At 70.7% G+C, this 18867-nt stretch carries 16 protein-coding genes; 1 reads left to right on the forward strand and 15 read right to left on the reverse strand.

Going from position 1 to position 18867, the window contains the following annotated elements; genetic code table 11:
• The first annotated feature begins 10 nt into the window (after nucleotides 1-10).
• Entirely contained in the window at nucleotides 11-991 is a 981-nt protein-coding gene (rarD, locus tag GIS00_RS10915; protein ID WP_322097837.1) for an EamA family transporter RarD, read from the forward strand.
• Here the strand turns inward: rarD and GIS00_RS10920 are convergent.
• The 15 genes from GIS00_RS10920 to GIS00_RS10990 all read right to left on the reverse strand — a co-directional run bounded on the left by GIS00_RS10920 (nucleotide 960) and on the right by GIS00_RS10990 (nucleotide 18675).
• On the reverse strand, nucleotides 960-1955 hold the full coding sequence (locus GIS00_RS10920; protein WP_322097838.1) for a polyprenyl synthetase family protein: 996 nt from the start codon (nucleotides 1953-1955) through the stop codon (nucleotides 960-962). The two genes, rarD and GIS00_RS10920, sit on opposite strands and share 32 nt — an antisense overlap.
• Before the next feature lie 193 nt (nucleotides 1956-2148).
• Nucleotides 2149-3786 (reverse strand): NADH-quinone oxidoreductase subunit NuoN, encoded by a 1638-nt coding sequence (gene nuoN, locus GIS00_RS10925; protein ID WP_322097839.1) that lies wholly within the window; start codon nucleotides 3784-3786, stop codon nucleotides 2149-2151.
• The gene (locus tag GIS00_RS10930; RefSeq protein WP_154768484.1) at nucleotides 3783-5546 is read right to left on the reverse strand and encodes a complex I subunit 4 family protein; all 1764 of its coding nucleotides are present in this window, start codon (nucleotides 5544-5546) and stop codon (nucleotides 3783-3785) included. The genes nuoN and GIS00_RS10930 overlap by 4 nt, the downstream gene beginning before the upstream one ends.
• Nucleotides 5547-5616: 70 nt before the next feature.
• Nucleotides 5617-7575 (reverse strand): NADH-quinone oxidoreductase subunit L, encoded by a 1959-nt coding sequence (nuoL, locus tag GIS00_RS10935; protein WP_407666847.1) that lies wholly within the window; start codon nucleotides 7573-7575, stop codon nucleotides 5617-5619.
• Between the two features lie 79 nt (nucleotides 7576-7654).
• The gene (gene nuoK / locus GIS00_RS10940) at nucleotides 7655-7954 is read right to left on the reverse strand and encodes an NADH-quinone oxidoreductase subunit NuoK (RefSeq protein WP_322097841.1); all 300 of its coding nucleotides are present in this window, start codon (nucleotides 7952-7954) and stop codon (nucleotides 7655-7657) included.
• Complete coding sequence (locus GIS00_RS10945) at nucleotides 7951-8808, reverse strand: NADH-quinone oxidoreductase subunit J (RefSeq protein WP_322097842.1); 858 nt, start codon at nucleotides 8806-8808, stop codon at nucleotides 7951-7953. The genes nuoK and GIS00_RS10945 overlap by 4 nt, the downstream gene beginning before the upstream one ends.
• Nucleotides 8805-9479, reverse strand: a complete 675-nt coding sequence (gene nuoI / locus GIS00_RS10950; RefSeq protein WP_230313446.1) for an NADH-quinone oxidoreductase subunit NuoI — start codon at nucleotides 9477-9479, stop codon at nucleotides 8805-8807. The genes GIS00_RS10945 and nuoI overlap by 4 nt, the downstream gene beginning before the upstream one ends.
• Nucleotides 9479-10870, reverse strand: a complete 1392-nt coding sequence (gene nuoH / locus GIS00_RS10955) for an NADH-quinone oxidoreductase subunit NuoH (RefSeq protein ID WP_154768485.1) — start codon at nucleotides 10868-10870, stop codon at nucleotides 9479-9481. The genes nuoI and nuoH overlap by 1 nt, the downstream gene beginning before the upstream one ends.
• Nucleotides 10867-13335: an NADH-quinone oxidoreductase subunit G gene (locus GIS00_RS10960; protein ID WP_154768486.1), complete on the reverse strand. Its 2469-nt coding sequence runs from the start codon at nucleotides 13333-13335 to the stop codon at nucleotides 10867-10869. The genes nuoH and GIS00_RS10960 overlap by 4 nt, the downstream gene beginning before the upstream one ends.
• A gap of 28 nt (nucleotides 13336-13363) precedes the next feature.
• Nucleotides 13364-14677: an NADH-quinone oxidoreductase subunit NuoF gene (nuoF, locus tag GIS00_RS10965; protein WP_154768487.1), complete on the reverse strand. Its 1314-nt coding sequence runs from the start codon at nucleotides 14675-14677 to the stop codon at nucleotides 13364-13366.
• Nucleotides 14678-14711: 34 nt separating this feature from the next.
• Nucleotides 14712-15452, reverse strand: a complete 741-nt coding sequence (gene nuoE / locus GIS00_RS10970; protein WP_322097843.1) for an NADH-quinone oxidoreductase subunit NuoE — start codon at nucleotides 15450-15452, stop codon at nucleotides 14712-14714.
• Nucleotides 15449-16771: an NADH-quinone oxidoreductase subunit D gene (locus tag GIS00_RS10975; RefSeq protein WP_154768488.1), complete on the reverse strand. Its 1323-nt coding sequence runs from the start codon at nucleotides 16769-16771 to the stop codon at nucleotides 15449-15451. Before GIS00_RS10975 ends, nuoE begins: the two co-directional genes overlap by 4 nt.
• The gene (locus GIS00_RS10980; RefSeq protein WP_407666848.1) at nucleotides 16768-17469 is read right to left on the reverse strand and encodes an NADH-quinone oxidoreductase subunit C; all 702 of its coding nucleotides are present in this window, start codon (nucleotides 17467-17469) and stop codon (nucleotides 16768-16770) included. The genes GIS00_RS10975 and GIS00_RS10980 overlap by 4 nt, the downstream gene beginning before the upstream one ends.
• 155 nt (nucleotides 17470-17624) lie before the next feature.
• Nucleotides 17625-18245 carry a NuoB/complex I 20 kDa subunit family protein gene (locus GIS00_RS10985; protein WP_322097845.1) on the reverse strand — a complete coding sequence of 207 codons (621 nt, stop codon included), beginning with the start codon at nucleotides 18243-18245 and terminating at the stop codon, nucleotides 17625-17627.
• 64 nt (nucleotides 18246-18309) lie between these two features.
• The gene (locus tag GIS00_RS10990; protein ID WP_322097846.1) at nucleotides 18310-18675 is read right to left on the reverse strand and encodes an NADH-quinone oxidoreductase subunit A; all 366 of its coding nucleotides are present in this window, start codon (nucleotides 18673-18675) and stop codon (nucleotides 18310-18312) included.
• Between the last annotated feature and the right edge of the window lie 192 nt (nucleotides 18676-18867).

The following is an 18867-nucleotide window of genomic DNA, read 5'->3' on the forward strand; positions in this document are numbered from 1 at the left end:
CGGAGGTCCGGTGCGGCGCGGTCTGGGCTTCGGGGTGGCGGCCTTCGGCATGTGGGGGCTCTTCCCGCTCTTCTGGCCGCTGCTCAAGCCGGCCGGGTCGGTCGAGATCCTGGCCCACCGGATGCTCTGGGGACTGCTGCTCACCGCGCTGCTGCTGACCGCTGCCCGGCAGTGGAGGACGTTGCGGCAGGCCTCGGCCCGCACCTGGGGTCTCGTCGTCCTGGCCGCCGCGCTGATCGCGGTCAACTGGGGCGTCTACATCTACGCGGTCAACGCCGGGCACGTCGTCGAAGGCGCCCTCGGCTACTTCGTCAACCCGCTGTTCAGCGTGTTGCTCGGTGTCGTGGTGTTCCGGGAGCGACTCCGTGTCGCGCAATGGGTCTCGGTCGCCCTCGGTCTCGCCGCCGTGCTGGTGATCGCGATCGCCGGCGGACACGTCCCGTGGATCGCGCTGGCCCTGGCGGTGTCCTTCGGGCTCTACGGGCTGGTGAAGAAGGTCGTTCCGCTGCCCGCCCAGGCCTCGCTGACCGCCGAGGGTCTGGTCGTGCTGGTACCGGCGCTGACCTACTTGCTGGTCATCGAGTTCCGCGGGGACGGCACCTTCGTCGACCACGGCATCGGCCACTCGCTGCTGCTGGCCGCGGCCGGGGTGGTCACCGTGCTGCCGCTGTTCTCGTTCAGCGTCGCTGCCCGGCTGCTGCCGCTGTCCACGGTCGGGCTGCTCCAGTACCTGACCCCGGTGATGCAGTTCCTGCTCGGCGTCCTGTACTTCCACGAGCACATGTCCGCCGCCCGCTGGGTGGGGTTCGTCCTCATCTGGTGCGCACTGGTGCTGTTCAGCTTCGACAGCGTCCGGGCCGCCCGGCGGGCGAAAGCGCACACCGTCGGGTCCCCGGACAGCGTGGTTGATCCGGACAGCACCACGGACCCGGACAGCGCTCCGGACCCCGATGCCGGGATCAGTGCGAGCGGTCCAGCACGAACTGGGTGAGCGACAGCAGCGCCGCGCGGGAGCTGCTGGGCGCCAGCGTCTCCAGCTCGGTACGGGCGGTCCGGGCGTGGTCCTCGAGCGTCTGCCGGGCCCGCGCCATGCCGGGCGAGACCCGCAGCAGCTCCACCGCTTCCGCCACCTCGGCATCGTCGGTGAGCGGCCGGGATACCAGGTCCTTGAGCCGCGGATCGGCGTCCGGGTCGGCGAGTGTGTAGAGGGCGGGCAGCGTCGGCACACCCTCGCGCAGATCGGTGCCCGGGGTCTTGCCGGAGGTCGTCGACGCGATGTCGATGATGTCGTCGGAGATCTGGAACGCCACCCCGACGGCGCGGCCGAACCGGCGCAGCGCCTTGGTGTCGGCGTCGCTCGCCCCGGAGAAGATGCCGGCGTAGCGGGCGCAGGTGTCGATCAGCGCCGCAGTCTTCTCGTCCAGCACCTGCAGGTGGTACTGGATCGGGTCGGCCCCCGGTCGCGGCCCGACGGCCTCCCGGGTCTGCCCGGTGACCAGCTCGGCGAAGGTCTCGGCGATGATCCGGACGGCCTCCGGGCCGAGCCCGGCGACCAGCCGGGAGGCGTGGGCGAAGAGGAAGTCGCCGGTCAGGATGGCGATGGAGTTGTCCCAGCGGGCGTTGGCCGACTTGGCCCCGCGCCGCACGTCCGCCTCGTCCATCACGTCGTCGTGGTACAGCGTGGCCAGGTGGATCAACTCGACGACGGCGGAGGCGGTGATCACGTCGTCGGACTCCGGGTTCGGCCCCACGCCCGCCGCCACCAGGGTGAACAGCGGCCGGAAGCGTTTGCCGCCGGCGTCCATCAGGTGCGAGGCGGCCTCGGTCACGAAGTCGAACTCGCTGACCAGTTCCCGGTGCAGCAGGTCCTCGACCCTGGCGAGTCCGTCGGTCACCCGCGCCAGCAGGGCGGGATCGGCCACTTCGATGCCGGCGATCACGGTCGGGGATGTCACCTGGCCAGCCTATCTGTGCCGGACGACTGCTCGGTTCGTGCCGTTCGTCCGGACCGGGCCGGCGGCCGACGAGCACGGGGACACCGACAGGCAGCGGCCCGGGCCGTGGGCGCCGGCGACGACCCGGGCCTCGGCATCTCCGGGTCCCGTCGCGGGGCCGACATCGGCATCTCCCCCGACACCGGTCCGTCCGTCAGCCGGAGAACGGCAGCGGTACGGCCAGCACGTCGAGGAACCATCCGGGCGCGATGCCCAGCACCAGGGTCACCAGCGCCGAGAGCCCGATGACGATCGCGGTCAGCGGGCCGGGCACCACCACGTACGGGCTGGTGCGCTCGCCAGGAAGGTCGTCCACGCCACCCACACTGCCGGCCGACCCGCTGGGCGGCGAGAAGTACATCAGCACCACGACCTTCAGGTAGAAGAACGCGGTGATGACGGTGGCGAACATGGCGACCACGACCAGCCAGCCCAGCCCGGCGCCCCCGGCCGCGGTGAAGACGCTGAGCTTGCCGATGAAGCCACTGGTCAGCGGGATCCCGGCGAAGGAGAGCAGGAACAGGCTCATCACCGCGGCGAGCACCGGCGAGCGTTTCGCCAGCCCGGCCCAGTCCGCCAGCGACGAGGCCTCGCCGTTGCCCTTGCGCACCACGGTGAAGATCGCGAACGCCCCGACCGTGGCGAAGCCGTAGGTGAGCAGGTAGAACATCGTCCCCGACGCGCCGCGCTCGGACATCGCCATGACGCCCAGGATGATGAAGCCGGCGTGCGCCACCGAGGAGTACGCCAGCACCCGCTTCATGCCGGTCTGGGTGATGCCGAGCACCGCGCCGATCAGCATGGAGGCGACCGCCACCACGGCGAGCACCGGCCGCACCGTCCAGGTCATCGGGCCGATCGCCACCGTCAGCACCCGCAGCATCGCCGCGAAGGCCGCCACCTTGGTGCAGGCCGCCATGAACGCGGTGACCGGGGTCGGGGCGCCCTGGTAGACGTCCGGGGTCCAGAGGTGGAACGGGCCGACGGAAGCCTTGAACAGCAGTCCGACCACCAGCAGGGCGATGCCGGACAGCAGCAGGGTGTCGCTGCCGGACCCGGCGGAGATCGCGGCGGCGATCCCGGAGAAGCTGATGGTGCCGGCGTACCCGTAGAGCAGCGCGATGCCGTACAGCAGCAGGGCGCTGGTGAACGCGCCGAGCAGGAAGTACTTGACCGCAGCCTCCTGGGACAGCAGCCGGCGCCGCCGGGCCAGCCCGCAGAGCAGGTAGAGCGGCAGGCTGAGCACCTCCAGCGCGACGAACAGGGTCAGCAGGTCGGAGGCCGCCGGGAAGACCAGCATGCCGCCGATCGCGAACAGGGTCAGCGGGAAGACCTCGGTCTGCATCGGCGTGGCGACCTGGGTCTGCGCCCGGTCCCGCGCCGACCCGATCCGCGCCGCGGCCTGGGCGACGAACGCACCACCCGGTTCCGACACCCGGTCGGCCATCAGCAGCACGCTGGGCAGCGCCAGCACCAGCAGCACGCCCCACATCACGTAGGTGCCGGCATCCACCGCGACCGACCCGGCGAAGGTCACCGCGTAGTGCCCGCGGACACCGCCGGCGACGGTGAACGCACCGGCGGCGACCACCGCGGCCACCGACAGCACGACCTGTGCGCCGTAGCGCTTCCCGCGCGGCAACGCCGCCTCGAACAGCACACCCAGGCATGCCGCGCCGAGCACGATCAGCACCGGCAGCACCGCCGTCAGGTCGACCGACGGGGCCGGGATCGGGTCGTTCGGCGCGGCGGCCAGCAGCTGCGGCAGCACGGTCGTCAACGGTGCGGTCACCGGGCACCCCCGTTGGTCAGCGGCTCACCGTGCTCGGTGTGGCCGGAGGCCGCCACCGTCTGCTCGGCAGTCGGGTTGATCACGTCGAGCACCGGCTGCGGGTAGACGCCGAGCAGCACCACCAGGACGACGAGCGGTGCCAGCACGACCTTCTCGCGCAGGTTCAGATCACCGAACCGCACCCGTGCGCGCACGGCGGTGGCGAGACCGCCGTGCCCGTGGTCGGTCTCGTGACCCTCCGGACCGTGCGGGCCCTCCGCCGGCGGCAGCTCCGGCGGACCGGCGGTGTCCGGGAACGCGGCGGTCAGCTCCGGCGCACCGGTGCCGTCCGGCTCCTGCTGCAGCACCGCGCTGCCGCGGACCGGGCCGGTCATGGTGCGCTGGAAGATCCAGAGCATGTACAGCGCGGCCAGCACGATGCCGGTGGTGGCGATGATCGCCCAGGCCGGCTGCGGGCCGAAAGCCCCGATCAGCACCAGGAACTCGGACACGAAAGAGTTCGTGCCCGGCACCGCGATGGTGGCCAGCGATCCGATCAGGAACAGCCCGCCGAGCACCGGCGCCACCTTCCACACCCCGCCGTAGTCCGCGATCAGCCGGGACCCACCACGGGCGGTGAGCATGCCGACCACCAGGAACAGGAGCGCGGTGGCGATGCCGTGGTTGACCATGTAGAGCACCGCCCCGCTGATCGCCTGTGTGGTGAACACGAAGACGCCGAAGCAGATGAAACCGAAGTGGGCGATGGAGGTGTAGGTGACGAACCGCTTCAGATCCGTCTGTCCGGCGGCCACGATCGCGCCGTAGACGATGCCGATCACTGCCAGCAGGATGATCAACCAGGACAGCTTCGCGCTCGCCGCGGGCAGCAGCGGCAGACAGATCCGCAGGAAGCCGAAGGTGCCGACCTTGTCCAGCACGCCGACCAGCAGCGTGCCCGCGCCGACCGGTGCCTCGGCACCGGCATCCGGCAGCCAGGTGTGCAGCGGCACCAGCGGCGCCTTGATGGCGAAGGCGATCGCGAAGCCGGCGAAGATCCAGAGCTGGGTGGACTCCGGGATCTCGGTGGCGATGGTGCGCAACGTCGCCCAGTCCAGCGTGCCGGTGCCGAGCACCCGGCCGGAGGCCAGGAACAGCCCGATCAGCGACGCCAGCATCAGCAGACCGCCGAGCAGCGAGTAGAGGAAGAACTTGGTCGCCGCGTACGCCCGCCGCGGGCCGCCGAACGCCCCGATCAGGAAGTACATCGGGATCAGCATGACCTCGAACATGACGTAGAACAGGAACACGTCGGTGGCCGCGAAGACGCCGATCATCGCCGACTCCAGCACCAGGATCAGCGCGAAATAGCCGCCCACGGTGCGACCCTCGGGCAACTTCTCCTCCCACGACGCGCCGAGCACGATCGGCACCAGCAACGCGATCAGCGCCACCATCACCAGCGAGATGCCGTCCATGCCCAGCGAGAAGTGCACGCCGAACGCCGGGATCCAGTCGACGGAGAACACCGACGAGTAGAAGGCCTGCCCGGGGATCGTCGGGTCGCCGCTCAGCGGGGTGTAGGCGGTGAACACACCACCGGCGGTCTGCCAATTCCGGTGGGCGATCCACAGCAGGACCACCAGGACGACCGGCACCAGCGAGAACAGCAGCGCCGTGGTCTTCACCGTGCGGGCCGGCGAGCCCTTCATCGACGCCACCAGCACCGCGCCGATCAGCGGCACCGCGATCAGCACCGGCAGGTACCAGGACTGGGTCATGCGAGTCCCTCCCTCTCCATCGCCGCGCCTCGTCGCCCATCCACTGTCGGGCTCGCGAAAGAGGCTGTTCTCACGAGAATCTCACCGCCAACAGCGCGACGATCACCACGACGGTGCCGGACAGCATGGACAGCGCGTAGGACCGGACGAAGCCGTTCTGCCAGCGCCGGCCGCCACGGGAGACCCCGCTGAGCAGGGTGCCGACGCCGTTGACCGCACCGTCCACCCCCTTGCCGTCGACCACCAGCAGCCCCTTGCCGAGCGCCAGACCCGGCCGGGCGACCAGGGTCTCGTTCACGACGTTGCCGCCGGCGTCCGCCCGGGCGAAGGCCACCAACGGGTTGACCCGCTCCGGCGCGACCAGCGGGACCGGCCGGCGGCCGACGGCGAGCCAGGCGATGACGATGCCCAGCGCCACCATCACCAGGGTGAGCACGGTGACCGTGGTGGCGCCGATCGCCGGGTGCGGCTCCTCGAACGCCCCGAGCGAGGGCGAGAGCCACTCCTGGAGCCGGTCGCCGATCGCCAGGAAGGCACCGGCACCGAGCGATCCGACGGCCAGCACGATCATCGGGACGGTCATCACCGGCGGCGATTCGTGCGGATGGTAGTCCCGCCCGTCCGGCGCCGGGATCTCCTGCCAGCGCGGCGGTCCGAAGAAGGTCATGATCATTAGCCGGGTCATGTAGAACGCGGTGAGACCGGCGCCGAGCAGGGCCGCGCCGCCGAGCAGCACGCCCGCCGTGCCGCCGGCTGCGAACGCCGCCTCGATGATCGGGTCCTTGGAGAAGTACCCGGACAGGAACGGGAAACCGATCAGCGCCAGGTAGCCCAGGCCCATCGTGACGAAGGTGATCGGCATCCTCCGGGCGAGCCCGCCGTAGCGCCGCATGTCCACGTCGTCGTTCATCCCGTGCATCACGCTGCCCGCACCGAGGAACAGCCCGGCCTTGAAGAAGCCGTGGGTCAGCAGGTGCAGGATGCCGAGCGCGTACACCCCGGCACCCAGACCGACCGCCAGGAACATGTACCCGATCTGCGAGACCGTGGAGTAGGCAAGGACTTTCTTGATGTCGTCCTTGGCGCAGCCGGCGATGCAGCCGAGCAGCAGGGTGACCGCGCCGACGATGGCCACCACCAGCCGGCCCGTCGCGGTGAGGTCGAAGACCGGATACGACCGGGCGATCAGGTAGACACCGGCGGTGACCATGGTCGCCGCGTGGATGAGCGCGGAGACCGGGGTCGGGCCCTCCATCGCATCCGGCAACCAGGCCTGCAGCGGTACCTGGCCGGACTTGCCGCAGGCGCCGAGCAGCAGCAGCAGCGCCATCGCGGTGACGGTGCCGGGCGAACGGGCCGCCAGGTCACCGATCCCGGCGAACACACCCTCGTAGGAGGTGGTACCGAGCTCTGAGAACATCAGGAAGATGGCCAGCGCCAGGCCGACGTCACCGACCCGGTTCATCAGGAACGCCTTCTTCGCCGCGGTGGCCGCGCTGCGCCGGTCGGACCAGAACCCGATCAGCAGGTAGGAGGCGACACCCACGCCCTCCCAACCGAAGTACAGCGTCACGAACCCGTCGCCGAGCACCAGCAGCAGCATCGAGGCGACGAACAGGTTGAGGTAGGCGAAGAACTTCCGTCGCTCCGGATCGTGCGCCATGTAGCCGATCGAGTAGACGTGGATCAGGAACCCGACGCCGGTGATCAGCAGTACGAAGGTGAGCGAGAGCGGGTCCAGCAGCAGGCCGAACCCGATGTCCAGCGAGCCGCTGGCGAACCAGGTGAACAGGTGCTGGCCGGTGCGGCGGGCGTCCTCGGCGGCACCCACCGTCTGCAGGAAGATCGACAGCCCGATGACGAACGCGGCCAGCACGGTGAGACAGCCGAGCACCGGCGCGATCCGGTCCATCCGGCGGCCGCCGAGCAGCAGCACGGCGGCACCGGCCAGCGGCAGCACCAGCAGCAGCCAGGCCAGGCTGCCGGCGCCGGAGGCCGGTGCGGTGGCCTCCGCGGCGAGGTTCCCCACCGCGGCGAGGGAGGCGGTCACGATCGGACTCCACTTCTGCGTGGACTGCGTGGACGGCGGAGCGGGATACGGGTGCTCATCAGAACTTCAGCAGGTTCGCGTCGTCGACGGAGGCGCTGCGCCGGCTGCGGAAGATGGACATGATGATCGCCAGCCCGACGACCACCTCGGCCGCGGCGACCACCATCACGAAGAACGCCATGACGATCCCGTCGAGATCCCCGTGCATCCGGGCGAAGGTGACCAGCGACAGGTTCACCGCGTTGAGCATCAGCTCCACGCACATGAACACCACGATCGCGTTGCGGCGCACCAGCACCCCGACGGCTCCGATGCCGAACAGCAACGCGGACAGGATCAGGTAGTGGTTCGGGTTCACGACCGCTCCCCCACCGAGTCGGAACCGCCGTCGGCGCCGTCGCCGGCGTGGTCCGGGTGCTCCGGACCGGTCAGCACCGGCGGGCCGTCACCGGACCGGTGCGCCCGCACCACCCGGCGCGCCTCGGACTGCTCCACCAGGTCGGACACCGAACCCGGCGCGATCGAACCGTCCGGCAGCAGCGCCGGTGTCGCATTCGACGAGGACGTGGCGAACACCCCCGGCCCCGGCAGCGGCGACATCCGCTCGGACCGCATGCGGGCCATCACCCGCTGCCGCTGCGTGCGCTTCTCGCCGGGCGCCTTCTCGATGTGCGCCAGCACCATCGCTCCCACCGCCGCGGTGATCAGCAGCGCGCTCGTCAGCTCGAACGGGAACAGGAAGTCGGTGAACAGCACCGCGGCCAGAGAGCCGATCGCACCCCGGTCCGCCATCGGCGTCTCGAGGCCGGCGAACGGGGTGGTCTCGAAGGTGCGGACGATGCCGGTGACCAGCAGGGCGACCAGGCCCAGCCCGGCCAGCGCCGCGGCGACCTTCTGCCCACGCAGGATCTCGACGACCGAGTCGCCGGCATCCCGGCCGGTGAGCATCAGCACGAACAGGAACAGCATCATGATCGCGCCGGTGTAGACGATGATCTGCGCGAAGCCGAGGAACTGCGCGCCCTGGGCCATGTACAGCGCGCCCAGGCACAGCATCGTCAGCACCAGCCAGAGTGCCGAGTGCACCGCACCTTTCGCGAACACCATGCCGACCGCGCCGAGCAGGGCCAGGGGCGCCAGGATCCAGAAGCCGATCTGCTCGCCACCCCCGGTGGCCGCCGCCTCCGCGGCGACCGCGAGCGCCGCGCTCACGGCTGCACCGGCTTCGGCACGGTCCCGGCACTGCCGGCACCCGGCGGGTTGCCCGGCGCATCGGCCCCGGTCGCCGCGCCGGGAGCGGGCACCGACCCGTCCGGATCGGTGTGTGCGGCGGCCCGCTGTGCCTCGCTGACCACCGGCTGGGCGTCGCGGCGTTGCCGGACCAGCTCGGGACCCTTGACGTAGTAGTCCTTCTCGTCGTCGCCGAGGCGCATCGGGTGCGGCGGCTGCTCCATCCCCGGCAGCAACGGCGCCAGCAGCCGGTCCTTGGTGTAGATCAGCCGCTGCCGGTCGTCGTCGGCGAGTTCGTACTCGTTGGTCATGGTCAGCGACCGGGTCGGGCAGGCCTCGATGCACAGCCCGCATCCGATGCAGCGCAGGTAGTTGATCTGGTAGTTCTTCCCGTACCGCTCGCCGGGCGAGAACCGCTGCTCGTCGGTGTTGTCGCCGCCCTCGACGAAGATCGCGTCCGCCGGGCAGGCCCACGCGCACAGCTCGCAGCCGACGCACTTCTCCAGGCCGTCCGGGTGCCGGTTGAGCTGGTGCCGGCCGTGGTACCGGGGCGCGGTCTCCGTCGGGTTGCGCGGGTAGTCCTCGGTGACCACCGGCTTGAACATGGTCGCGAAGGTGACACCGAAACCCTTGACGGGATCGAAGATCGACATCAGCGGCTCCCCACTTCGGTCGGATCGGGTATGTCGGACTGCCCGCCCGCGGGCAGGGCGGTACGGCGTGCGCGGATCGGCGGCACCGGCACGACCAGGTCCAGAGGTGGGACGGGATAGGCGCCGAGCCGCGGCCCGACCACCGTGTCCGGCGGGCCCTCGCGGAGCTCGAACACCTCTTCCGGCTCCGGCTCGTCGTCGGAGTCGGGATCCCGGGCCCGTTGCGGCCAGAACGCGACCACCAGCAGCACCACCACCAGCGGGATGCCTAGCCACAGCAGCACGTCCCGGGTGGACAGGTCGGTGGCGGTGTTCAGCACCCTGGCGGTGGAGATCAGCACGATCCACAACAGCGAGACCGGCACCAGCACCTTCCAGCCCAGGTGCATGAACTGGTCGTAGCGCACCCGGGGCAGGCTGCCGCGGATCCAGACGAACACGAACATGAACAGCCAGAGCTTCACCATGAACCAGAGCACCGTCCACCAACCGGTGTTCGTCCACTCCATGAGCGAGAGCGGCCAGGGTGCGCGCCAGCCGCCGAGGAACAGCGTGGTGGCGATCGCCGAGACGTTGATCATGTTGATGTACTCGGCGAGGAAGAAGGTGCCGAACCGCATCCCGGAGTACTCGGTGTTGAAGCCGCCGACGAGTTCGCCCTCGGCCTCGGCCATGTCGAACGGCGCGCGGTTGGTCTCGCCGACCATCGAGATGCAGTAGATGACGAAGGAGACGGGCAGCAGCCAGACGTACCAGCCGCCGGCCTGCTGGGTGACGATCGCCGAGGTGGACAGGGTTCCGGCGTAGAGGAACACCGCGACGAACGACAGGCCCATCGCCACCTCGTACGAGATCAGCTGCGCCGCCGAGCGGAGGCCGCCGAGCAGCGGGTAGGTGGACCCGGAGGCCCAGCCGCCGAGCACGATCCCGTAGACGCCGATGGAGGCGAACGCCAGCGCCGCCAGCACGCCGACCGGGAGGTCGACCAGCTGCAGCGCGGTGTGGTGGCCGAACATGCTGACCTCGCCGCCGACCGGGATCACCGAGAAGGTGAGGAAGGCCGGGATGCAGGCCATGATCGGCGCGGCGATGTAGACGAACTTGTCCGCCCGCGCCGGGATGATGCCTTCCTTGAAGATCAGCTTCAGCGCGTCGGCGAGCGACTGCAGCAGACCGAACGGGCCGTTCCAGTTGGGTCCCGGGCGGTGCTGCATCCGGCCGACGACCCGGCGCTCGAACCAGATCGCGAACAATGTCATCAGCAGCAGCAGGGCGAAGACGATGACCGCCTTGATCAGCACCAGCCACCACGGGTCGTCGGCCAGCAGCAGCTGCACCGAGCCGTCCGGGGTGAGCCCGGGGCTCACGTCGCGCAGCACGGGACCGGTCATCGCGATTCCACCTTCACTCCGGACCGCACGTCCACCCGGCCGCCGGCACCGGTGCCCAGCAGGGCGCCGAGCGGCGTCCCGCGCACCCGGCCGGGCAGCCACACCACACCGTCGAGCATCGTGGTCACCGCCAGCGGCAGGGTCACCGATCCGCCGGACGGCCCGTCGACGGTCACCGGACCGCCGTCGGTCAGCCCGAGCGCGGCCGCGTCCGCCGGCGACAGCCGGACCACGTCCGGCCGGGCGGTGCCGGCGAGATGCGGTTCACCGTCCTGCATCCGGCCGGCGTCCAGGTTCATCCGCCAGCTGCTGAGCCGGAACCCCTCGCCCGGATCGACCGGGGCGCTACCGGCGCGGGTCGCCGGGACCGGCCCGGTCCAGCGGCCGACCCTGGCCATGTCGGCGCGGGCGGCGACCGGGGTCTGCGTGTAGAGGTCGACGTCCATCTCCACCCCGAGGGTGTCCAGGATCCGGCCCTCGTCCAGACGCCCGGCGTCCAGCGCCTTCTCGAACGGCCGGATGCGGCCCTCCCAGTTCACGAAGGCCCCGGACCGTTCCGGCGTCGCGGCGACCGGGAACACCACGTCGGCCAGTTCGGTCACCGCGCTGCGCCGGATCTCCAGGCTCACCACGAAGCCGGTGGCCGCGATGGCGGCGACCGCGGCGGCCGGGTCGGGCAGGTCGCCCGGCTCGACGGCGGCGATCAGCAGCGCCGACGGTCCGGTGGCGGTCCCGGCGGCGGCCAGGATCGCCGCGGTGTCCCGGCCGGGGGCGGACGGGACCGTTGCCCCCCACACGGATTCCACGTGGGCACGGGCGGAATCGTCGGCCACCGGATGACCGCCGGGCAGCAGGTGCGGCAGGGCACCGGCCTCCAGCGCGCCGCGCTCCCCCGCCCGTCGCGGCACCCAGCCGATCCGGGCACCGGTGGCATCGGCCAGCGCGCCGACGGCGTCCAGCAGACCCGGCGTGCCGGCGGCCCGTTCGCCGACCAAGATCACCGCGCCCGGCGACCGCAGTCCGGTGGCGGCGGCCTCCTCGTTCCCGGAGTCCGAGAGCTGTTGCAGCACGGCGGCTTCGAAGCCCGGCACCGCCGGCAGCAGGGTGCCGGACATCTTCGACAGCGACCGGGTGTGCACGGCGCCGACCGAGAACACCGGCACGCCGCGCCGGGAGGCCTTGCGCAGCCGCAGGAACAGGATGCCGGACTCCTCCTCCGGCTCCAGTGCCACCAGCACCACCGCCGGCGCCTTCTCCAGCTCGCCGTAGGTCACGCCGCCGGTCGCCGGGGTCCGGCCGACCACCCGGGTGGCCAGGAAGGCGGCCTCCTCCTCGGAGTGGATCCGGACCCGGAAGTCGATGTCGTTGGTGCGCAACGCCACCCGGGCGAATTTCGCGTAGGCGTAGGCATCGGTGACGGTCAGCCGACCGCCGGTCAGCACCGCGACCCCGCGCGAATCACGGGCGGCCAGCAAGCCTTCCGCCGCTGCGGTCATCGCCTCGGTCCAGGAGGCCGGCTCCAGCTCGCCGGACTCGGCGTTGCGGACCAGCGGCCGGGTCAGCCGGTCGTCGGAGCGCAGGTAGGCGAAGGCGAACCGGCCCTTGTCGCAGTTCCACTCCTCGTTGACCTCCGGGTCGGCGCCGGCCAGCCGGCGCATCACCACCCCGGACCGGTGGTCGGTGCGCAGCGAACAGCCGCCCGCGCAGTGCTCGCACACCGACGGGGTGGAGACCAGGTCGAACGGCCGGGAGCGGAACCGGTAGGCGGCCGAGGTGAGGGCACCGACCGGGCAGATCTGGATGGTGTTGCCGGAGAAGTAGCTCTGGAAGGGCTCCGCGCTGTTGATGCCGATCTGTTGCGCCGAACCGCGCTCCAGCAGGTCGATGAACTTGTCCCCGGCGATCTGCTCGGAGAAGCGGGTGCAGCGCTGGCACAGCACACACCGCTCCCGGTCCAGCAGGATCTCCGTCGACACCGCGATCGGCTTGGTGAAGACCCGCTTCGCCTCGTGCATGCGGGACGTCGCGGCGCCGTTGGCCAGCGTCTGGTTCTGCAGCGGGCACTCGCCGCCCTTGTCACAGATGGGGCAGTCCAGCGGGTGGTTCAGCAGCAGGAACTCCAGGTTCGACCGCTGTGCCTTCTCCGCCACCGGCGACGACACCTGGGTGCGCACCACCATGCCGTCGGCGACCGTCTGGGTGCAGGCGGCCTGCGGCTTGGGCATCGGCCGGCCGCCCATCTCCACCTCGACCAGGCACTGCCGGCAGGCACCGACCGGCTCCAGCAGCGGGTGGTCGCAGAACCGCGGGATGGCGGTACCGATGCGCTCCGCGGTGCGGATCACCAGCTCGCCCTTCGGTGCGTCCACGGTGATCCCGTCGATCACCAGCCGGACATGGCCCTCCGGCACCGGAGTGTCGGCCGGTCCGTCGGCACCGGCGGGCGGGTTCGCCACCTGGGTCATCGCTGCACCTCCTCGTGCGCTGCAGGCATCAGTGGGCCCCGACCAGGGCGCGGGCGGAGATCACCGGCGGGGTGCGCCCGGTGACAAGGTCCTCGAACTCACCGCGGAAGTACTTGAAGGAGGACAGGATCGGCGTCGCGGCCGCGTCGCCGAGCGCGCAGAACGACCGGCCGGCGATGTTGCCCGCGGCGTCGGCGAGGGTGTCCAGGTCCTCCATCGTCCCGGTGCCGCCGACCACCCGGCGCAGGATCTGCACCAGCCAGCCGGTGCCCTCCCGGCACGGGGTGCACTTGCCGCACGACTCGTGCTTGTAGAACTCCAGCCACTTCCAGACCGCCCACGGCACCGACACCGTCTCGTTGAAGCACATCAGCGCCGTGGTGCCGAGCATCGAGCCGGCGGCGGCCACGTCGTCGAAGGACAGCGGCACGTCCAGGTGCTCGGCGGTGAAGATCGGCGTCGAGGAGCCGCCCGGGGTGAAGAACTTCAGCGGGATCCCGTCCAGCATCCCACCGGCGCTGGCCAGCAGTTGCCGCAGCGTGGTGCCCATCGGCGCCTCGTACTGCCCGGGCCGGGTGACGTGGCCGGACAGCGAGTAGATCTTCGGCCCGGGCGACTTCTCGGTGCCCATCGACCGGTACCAGTCCGGCCCGCCCGCGACGATCGCCGGGACTGTGGCGATGGTCTCGACGTTGTTGACCACCGTCGGGCAGGCGTACAGCCCGGCGACGGCGGGGAACGGCGGCTTCAGCCGCGGCTGGCCGCGGCGCCCCTCGAGGGAGTCCAGCAACGCCGTCTCCTCGCCGCAGATGTAGGCGCCCGCACCGGCGTGCACCACGATCTCCAGGTCGAAACCCGAACCCAGGATGTCCTTCCCGAGGAACCCGGCGGCCTTCGCCTCGTTCACCGCGGCGGTCACCCGGCGGATCGAGTGCAGCGCCTCGCCGCGGATGTAGATCGCGCAGAACGGTGCCCGGATCGCGTAGCAGGTGATGATGCAGCCCTCGATGAGCGCGTGCGGATCGGCCATCATGTACGGGATGTCCTTGCACGTCCCGGGTTCGCCCTCGTCGGCGTTGACCACCAGGTAGTGCGGCTTGCCGTCGCCCTGCGGCAGGAAGGACCACTTGAGCCCGGTCGGGAAGCCGGCCCCGCCGCGGCCGCGCAGGCCGGAGGCCTTCATCAGCTCGACCAACTGCCCGGGATCGACGGTCAGCGCGGTGCGCAGGGCGGAGTAGCCGTCCAGCTGCCGGTAGCTGTCGAGGGTCCACGACTGCGGCGAGGACCACCGGCGGGTCAGCACCGGCGTGATCGACGCCTGCTCGGTCTCGGGTGTGCTCATGCCGTCCCCCGGATCTCTGCGATGGCCATGGCGGTCACTTCTTCTCCGGCAGCGCCGGCATGTCGTAGTGGTCCGGCATCGCCGGCGCGCTCGCGCCCGTCGCCTCGGCGATGGTGTTGCCGCGCAACGTGTACTCGGACACCGAGTTGCCGGCGACCCGCGCGGCCTCGTCCGCCGGCACCACGCCGGCGATCTCCAGCTCGGCGGTGCGGAAGTCGGTGAGCGGGGCACCCCGGGTGGGTGCCGGCTTCTCGCCGCGCTGCAGCGCCTGCACCAGACCCAGTGCGCCGTCGGCGGTCTGCCGGTCGTAGAACTCGTAGTTCACCTGCAGCACCGGCCCGTGGTCGCAGGCGGCCAGACACTCCGCGGTCTCCAGGGTGATCGACCCGGGCTCGCCCGGCTCCCCGGCCGTCTCCTCGTGCCCGACGCCCAGGTGGTCAGACAGGGCCGCGTAGATCTCGTCGCCGCCGAGCACCGCGCACAGCGTGTTGGTGCAGACGCTGACCAGGTGCTCGCCGCACGGCCGGCGCTTGTACATCGTGTAGAACGTGGCCACCGCGGACACCTCGGCGGCGGTGAGATCCAGCTGCCGGGCGCAGAACTCGATCCCACCCTGGGTGACGCAGCCCTCCACCGACTGCACCAGGTGCAGCAGCGGCAGCAGCGCGGACCGGCCGACCGGGTAGCGCGCCACCAGCGCGTCCGCCCGGGCCCGGGTAGTCTCGTCGAAATCCGTGGTGCCGGCGACGAACTCGGGGACGCCGATGCGGTTCACCGGTCGACACCGCCCATCACCGGGTCGATGGACGCGACCGCCGCCACCACGTCGGCGATCATCGATCCCTCCGACATGGCCGGCATGGACTGCAGGTTCACGAACCCGGGGTCGCGCAGGTGGACCCGGAACGGGCGGGTGCCGCCGTCGGACACGATGTGGCAACCCAGTTCCCCGCGAGGACTCTCGATGCCGACGTAGGCCTGGCCGGCCGGCACGTGGAACCCCTCGGTCACCAGCTTGAAGTGGTGGATCAGCGACTCCATCGACTCGCCCATGATCTTCTTGATGTACTCGAGCGAGTTGCCCATGCCGTCGGACCCGATCGAGAGCTGCGCCGGCCAGCCGATCTTCTTGTCGGTGACCATCACCGGCCCCGGCTCGGCGAGCTTGACCACGGCCTGTTCCATGATCTTCAAGCTCTCCCAGATCTCGGCCAGCCGCAACCTGAAACGTGCGTAGCAGTCGGCCTCGTCGGCCACCGGCACGTCGAAGTCGTACTCCTCGTAGGCGCTGTACGGCATGGTCTTGCGCAGGTCCCAGGCCAGTCCGGCGGAGCGCAGGATCGGCCCGGTGATGCCGAGCTGCATGCAGCCCTCCAGCGGCAGCACCCCGACCCCGACCAGTCGGCCCTTCCAGACCGGTTGCCCGGTCAGCAGTTTGTCGTAGTCGGGCAGCCGGGAGCGCATCACCTCGATGAACGAGGTGACCTTCTGCTCCCAGCCGTCCGGCAGCTCCTGAGCCACGCCGCCGGGGCGGATGAAGGCCATGTTCATCCGGAGCCCGGTGAGGAACTCCATCAGGTGCAGGCCCTCCTCCCGCTCCCGGAAGCCGGCCGTCATGCCGGTCAGCGCACCGAGTTCCATGCCGCCGGTCGCGAGGGCGACCAGGTGCGAGGTGATCCGGGTCAACTCCATCAGCAGCACCCGGATGTGCTGGGCCCGCCGCGGCACCTCGATGTCCAGCAGCTTCTCGATCGCCATGCAGTAGGCGGCCTCGTTGAAGGCGGGCGAGAGGTAGTCGGCGCGGGTCACGAAGGTGACGCCCTGGGTGAAGGTCCGGAACTCGCAGGACTTCTCGATCCCGGTGTGCAGGTAGCCGATGACCGACCGGGCCTGCACCACGGTCTCGCCCTCGATCTCCAGGATCAGCCGGAGCACGCCGTGCGTCGACGGGTGCTGCGGACCCATGTTGACGATGATCCGCTCGTCGCTCTCGATGGTCTCGTCCCGCAGGCCGTCGACGAAGTCGTCCCAGTCGCCGCCGGTGACGGTGAACATCCGGCCCTCGGTGGTCCGGGTGCTGCGCGCTGTGCTCATGAGTAGCTCCGGCGGGTGTCGGGGGCGGCGATCTCGGCACCCTGGTACTCGACCGGGATGCCGCCGAGCGGATAGTCCTTGCGCTGCGGGTGACCCTCCCAGTCGTCCGGCATCAAGATCCGGGTCAGTCCCGGGTGACCGTCGAAGATGATGCCGAACATGTCCCAGACCTCCCGCTCGTGCCAGTCCGCGGTGGGGTAGGTCTGCACGGCGCTCGGCACGTGCGGATCCTCGACGTCCACGGCGATCTCGAGCCGCAACCGGCGCCGGTAGGTCATCGACAGCAGCTCGTAGACCACGTGCAGCCGGCGGGGCACGCCGGGCCCGTAGTCCACCCCGGAGATCGAGGCCGCCAGCTCGAACCGCAGCGACGGGTCGTCGCGGACGATCCACAGCAGGGCGGGCAGGTGCTCGCGGGCCAGGTAGACCGTCATCTCCCGGTGTTCCACGGTGATCTGCTCGACCGCGGTCACCGGCACCCCGGCCTCGGCCATCGCCGCGAAGAGCGCGTCGGCGACCTCGTCGAAGTAGCCGCCGAACGGCCGCTCGGCCCGGGTCGGCGTGTACGGCTCGCGGATCAGCAGGCCGTAACCGGAGGTGTCGCCGGACCCGTGCGCGCCGAACATGCCGGAACGCTCGGTGCCGGTGACCGGCGCACCGCGGGCGGGAGTCGGCTCGTGCGTGGCGGTCTCGGCCACCGCGCTGCCGGTGCCGTCGCCCGCCTCGGCGGCGCCGGGGCCGTCGGAGGTGCCGGTCTGCACCGAGGCGGGCCGGTCGGCGGAGGACGAGGCACCGGGCGCGCCCGGCACCGTGGTCGACCCCTCGGCCTCCCCGGGGGTGCCCTTCGGCGTGGTCACGGCCGCACCGCCTCGGCGCGGGCGGTCTGCGCGGCGAGCTCCTCGTCGGAGGGCATCGGCCGGCCGTGCAGCACCCCGTTGCGCCCGTACCGCACCGAGGAGGCGACGAGATCCGTGCGCCTGCCCTCGAACTCGGCGGCCCGGACGCTGTTGATCGGGTCGTCCATGATCTTCGCGTGCAGCTTGAGGATGGCGTCGATCAGCATCTCCGGCCGTGGCGGGCAGCCGGGCAGGTACATGTCGACCGGCACGATGTGGTCCACCCCCTGCACAACGGCGTAGTTGTTGAACATGCCGCCCGACGACGCGCAGACCCCCATCGCCAGCACCCATTTCGGCTCGGCCATCTGGTCGTAGATCTGCCGCAGCACCGGCGCCATCTTCTGCGTCACCCGGCCCGCGACGATCATCAGGTCGGCCTGCCGCGGCGAGGCGCGGAACACCTCCATGCCGAACCGGCCCAGGTCGTAGCGCGGCGCGCCGGTCGTCATCATCTCGATGGCGCAGCACGCCAACCCGAACGTCGCCGGGAACAGCGACGCCTTCCGGGTCCAGTTGACCAGCTTCTCCACGCTGGTCAGCAGGATCCCGTTGGGCAGTTTCTCCTCCAGACCCACGGCGGTGACTCCTTTCCCGGAGGAAGTCCGGGTGTCCGGCGGCGGCCGGCACCCGTCGGTACGGTCAATCCCAGTCGAGACCCCCGCGCCGCCAGACGTAGGCGTACGCGACGAACACGGTGCCGATGAACAGGCCCATCTCGATCAGGCCGAACACCCCGAGCGGCACGGCGGACTGCGCCCAGGGGTAGAGGAAGATGATCTCGATGTCGAAGATGATGAACAGCATGGCCGTCAGGTAGAACTTCACCGGGAAACGGCCGGCCGTCGACGGTGGCAGCGGTGTCGGCTCGATGCCGCACTCGTAGGCGTCCAGCTTCGCGCGGTTGTACCGGCGCGGGCCGACCAGGTCGGTGAGCACCGTCGCGTTGGTCACGGCGAAGCCGCCCGCCACGATGAGCAGGATCACGATCGGCAGATATTCACTCACCGTCGACTCTCCTTCTGCGCCATTGCAAATCACGGAGCACTACGGTCCGCGGACCTCTCGGACCGCGGGTGACGAACCACGCCACGGCGCGTCGTCGCGCCGTGACCCCACTGCTGGTGGTGCCGGGTACTGCCTTCTACTGCGGGCACTGCTTCTACTGCGGTACTGCTTCCACTGCGGTGCTGCGGGTGG

This window comes from Nakamurella alba, from assembly GCF_009707545.1.
Lineage (GTDB): Bacteria > Actinomycetota > Actinomycetes > Mycobacteriales > Nakamurellaceae > Nakamurella > Nakamurella alba.